This is a genomic window from Actinomycetes bacterium (assembly GCA_036000965.1).
Classification (GTDB): domain Bacteria; phylum Actinomycetota; class CALGFH01; order CALGFH01; family CALGFH01; genus DASYUT01.
Genome location: DASYUT010000216.1, coordinates 1 through 3,680, shown reverse-complemented (window position 1 = coordinate 3,680; position 3,680 = coordinate 1). Strand labels below are relative to the sequence as shown.

General features: G+C 70.4%; 4 protein-coding genes. 2 read left to right on the top strand and 2 right to left on the bottom strand.

Annotated features, from left to right (window positions below; genetic code table 11):
- The coding region (locus tag VG276_19920; protein HEV8651594.1) for a TIGR03089 family protein at positions 1-386 on the bottom strand (386 nt) is incomplete at its 3' end.
- 198 nt (positions 387-584) lie between these two features.
- Here VG276_19920 and VG276_19915 point away from each other — a divergent pair.
- A complete protein-coding gene (locus VG276_19915) occupies positions 585-2,018 on the top strand; it encodes an LCP family protein (GenBank protein HEV8651593.1) in 1,434 nt (477 codons plus the stop codon).
- Positions 2,015-3,085, top strand: coding sequence for a glucose-1-phosphate thymidylyltransferase (locus VG276_19910; GenBank protein HEV8651592.1), 1,071 nt, complete (start codon positions 2,015-2,017; stop codon positions 3,083-3,085). The genes VG276_19915 and VG276_19910 overlap by 4 nt, the downstream gene beginning before the upstream one ends.
- Before the next feature lie 235 nt (positions 3,086-3,320).
- Here VG276_19910 and VG276_19905 read toward each other — a convergent pair whose 3' ends face one another.
- Positions 3,321-3,461 (bottom strand): hypothetical protein, encoded by a 141-nt coding sequence (locus VG276_19905; protein HEV8651591.1) that lies wholly within the window; start codon positions 3,459-3,461, stop codon positions 3,321-3,323.
- Between the last annotated feature and the right edge of the window lie 219 nt (positions 3,462-3,680).

Below are 3,680 nucleotides of genomic sequence, written 5' to 3'. Positions count from 1 at the left end.
AGCCGCCACTCGCCCACGAACGCGACCTCGCACCCGGTCGCGCGCAGCCTGGCCGCGACTGCCCCGGCGGGTGCGTCGACGTCCACCGGCACCAGGCAGGCCCCGGCCCGCCAGCAGGCGAAGGCGATCGCCGCGCCCCGCCAGTGACCCCCGAGCACGGCCGCGACCCGGTCGCCCGGGCCGGCACCCACCTCCTCGACGAGCAGGTTCGCCACCTTCGCGGTCCAGTTCTCGAACGTCCGGAAGGACAGCTCCACCCGCTCGCCCCGGTCGTCGTCGTACCAGGTGAGGAACGGCTTGTCTCCGTAGCGGCCCATCTGCCGTTCGACGAGATCGGCAATGCTGCCGATGCGGGGCCGGGTAGCGCGGGGTGCGTCAGGGTACACGGTCGGTGGAACCTTTCCCTGCATATCGGTGCAAACAGAGGGAAAACCGAGGTCGTCCCCGGTCTGTTGCGGCGCTATATCAGTTTGCTCAGGCGTCAGGTCGAGCCCAGAGGGGCATGCTACGCTCACCACACTGGTCCACCGCGCGACGGGTTCGGCAGTTCGACGTCGCCAACCTTCCCTAGGGAGCCCGACCTGGTGAACGACCGCCGAACGACCACCACGTTGCGTCCTCGTCGGGCCGCGCCGGTGCAGGACAGCCGGACATACCAGGTCGAGGACGAGCGTTGGGACCAGGCGGAGGTTCCGGACGCAGAGTACCGGCTGGACAACGAGTACCGGCCGCGCAGCCGCCGTCGCCGCCGCAGGCTCCTGCGGACCGTGGCGCTGGTCATGGCGGTGCTGCTCGTCGCGGGCGTCGTCGGGGTGGTCGTCGGCCTGCGCTACACCGACACCCTCATCGGCAAGGGCGCCCAGAAGGTGCAGGGCCTCTCCGGGGTCGGCCGCGGCCAGCCCACCAACATCCTGCTCGTCGGCTCCGACTCCCGCACCGGGCTCAGCAGGAAGGAGCTGGGCCGGCTGCAGACGTCCGAGGTCGACGGCGGGCGCACCGACACGATCATCGTGATCCACATCAGCCCCAGGAACGGCAAGGCCGTCATGATCTCGATCCCCCGCGACCTCAAGGTCCAGAGCGACGGGCGGACCTCGAAGATCAACGCGGCCTACGCCGGCGGCCCCGACCAGATGGTGCGCACGGTCGAGCAGGTCACCGGCCTGGCCATCAACCACTACGTGGAGCTCGACTTCGCCGGCTTCCTCAAGGTGGTCGACTCGGTCGGCGGTGTGAGGCTCTGCAACCCGACTGGCAAGAACTGGGACGACTCCTACGCCAACCTCCACCTGCCCGCCCACACCTGCCGCCTGATGGACGGGGTCGGCGCCCTCGCCTACGTGCGCGCCCGCCACATCGACTCCGACTTCGGCCGCATCGGCCGCCAGCAGGCGTTCATGAAGGCGCTGATCGCCAAGCTGTCGTCGACCGGCAACCTCGTCAACCTGCCCAAGATGAAGAGCATCGCCGACCTGCTGTCCGACCACGTGAAGACCGACGACACGTTCAAGGCCGGGGACGCGCTCTCGCTGGCCAGGCGGATGCGGGGGATCTCCTCGGGCTCGATCGACATGCGGGTGTTCCCGAGCTATCCCGGCCCCTCCTTCGTCTACACCTCGCCCGAGGCGCCCATCCTGATGAGGGCGATCCGCGAGGACGCCAGGACGCTGCCGCCGCTGGGGCTCCCCACCGGGAGCCCGACCATCAAGGACACCCGCCTGGTGGTGCTGAACGGCGGCAGCGTCCAGGGCGCGGCGCGCAAGGCCGCCGACGCCCTGGAAAGCTACGGCGTGCGGGTGATCACGACGGCGAACGCGTCGGCACCCACCGGCGCCGCCTCGATCCTCACCTACCCGACCAAGCTCACCCAGCAGGCGCAGCTGCTCGGCGCCCTGCTCGGACCGCAGGTCAAGGTCATCAAGGCCCCGTCCAACTCCACCGCGGCGGTCAAGGGCGTGCTGGTGCTCACTGTCGGCTCGTCGTTCCACCTCGACCCTGCGCCGACCAGCGTGTCGTGAAGGCACTCGTCCTTGCCGGCGGCTCCGGCACCCGCCTGCGCCCGATCACCCACACCAGCGCGAAGCAGCTCGTGCCGGTCGGCAACAAGCCGATCCTGCACTTCGTGCTCGAGTCGCTGGTCGCAGCCGGGGTGTCCGACATCGGCATGATCGTGGGCGACACCGCGGCCGAGATCCAAGCCAGCGTGGGCGACGGGTCGCCCTGGGGCGCCGACGTCACCTACATCCGGCAGGAGGCGCCGCTCGGCCTGGCCCACGCGGTGCTCACCGCCGAGCGCTTCCTCGGCGACGACGACTTCGTCATGTACCTGGGCGACAACCTCATCCTGGACGGCATCACCCCGCTGGTGGAGGAGTTCCGCGTTGAGCGCCCCAACGCTCAGATCATGCTGGTCAAGGTGCCTGAGCCCGAGCGCTTCGGCGTGGCCGAGCTGGGCCCGGGGGGCCGGGTGGTGCGGCTGGTCGAGAAGCCCAGGAAGCCCAGGTCGGACCTGGCCCTGGTCGGCGTCTACATGTTCGACCGCCACGTCCACCAGGCCACCCACGCGATCAAGCCCAGCGATCGGGGCGAGCTGGAGATCACCGACGCCATCCAGTGGCTGGTCGACTCCGGCTACGACGTCCGCCCGCACCTGATCACCGGCTGGTGGAAGGACACCGGCCGGCTGGAGGACCTCCTCGAGGCCAACCGGCAGGTGCTCGACGGCCTGGTCCCAGGGGTCGAGGGCACCGTCGACGGGGACTCCCGGATCGAGGGCAAGGTGGTCGTCCAGGCCGGCGCGGTGATCGAGCGGTCGACCGTCCGCGGCCCGGCGATCATCGGCGAGCGGACCCGGATCGTGGACTCCTACGTGGGACCGTTCACCTCGATCTACTTCGACTGCCTGGTCGACTCGGCCGAGATCGAGAACTCGGTCGTGCTCGAGCAGTCCACCATCCGTGACCTGCGCCGCATCGAGTCGAGCCTGATTGGCAAGAACGTCGAGGTCGGCCGGGCCACCGAGCGTCCCCGCGCCTACCGGCTCATGCTCGGCGACCACTCCCGAGTCGGGGTCATCACCGAATAGCGTGTGCCTGGTGGTCGCCCGGCCATGGCACCGGCGCTGCTGGGGGGGCGGCGGGGGGAGCGTGGATGCCACCCGCGGCTCCCCTGGGAAGCTGGCACCGGCGCTCTTGGGGGGGCTGTGGGGGGTGCCAGTGTCAAGGTCTCCACATAGATCGGCCACGGGCAGCGACGCGTCGGGCGCCCGCATGACGAACCAGCCCCCGGCGGAGTGCCGGGGGCCGTCGCGGGACCGGTGGCTAGCGCTTGAGGATGACCCCGTCGCCACCGTCGCCCTGGTGCACCTCGGTGATGCGGAAGCCGGCGGTGGCCATGCGGCCCAGGTCGGCACCCTGCGCAGCCATGCGGTCGAGGTCGGCGCCTCGCAGCGGGCGGACCACGCTCAACCCTGGTCGGGTCGAGCCGGTCTGGCGCGCCTAGGAGGCCGCTGAGGTGGCTGATCCTGTCAGGCGGGTAGTTTGTGCGTGAGCTTCTCACGTGGCCGGTCAGGAAAGGCGCTCGGCGGCTGGGAGGCGGCCCGAGATCATGAGGAGGCCGCCCGGACGGTGACACCGCCTGTCAGGCCAACATCCAGGCGCCGTCGTGGCGGGCAGGGCCAA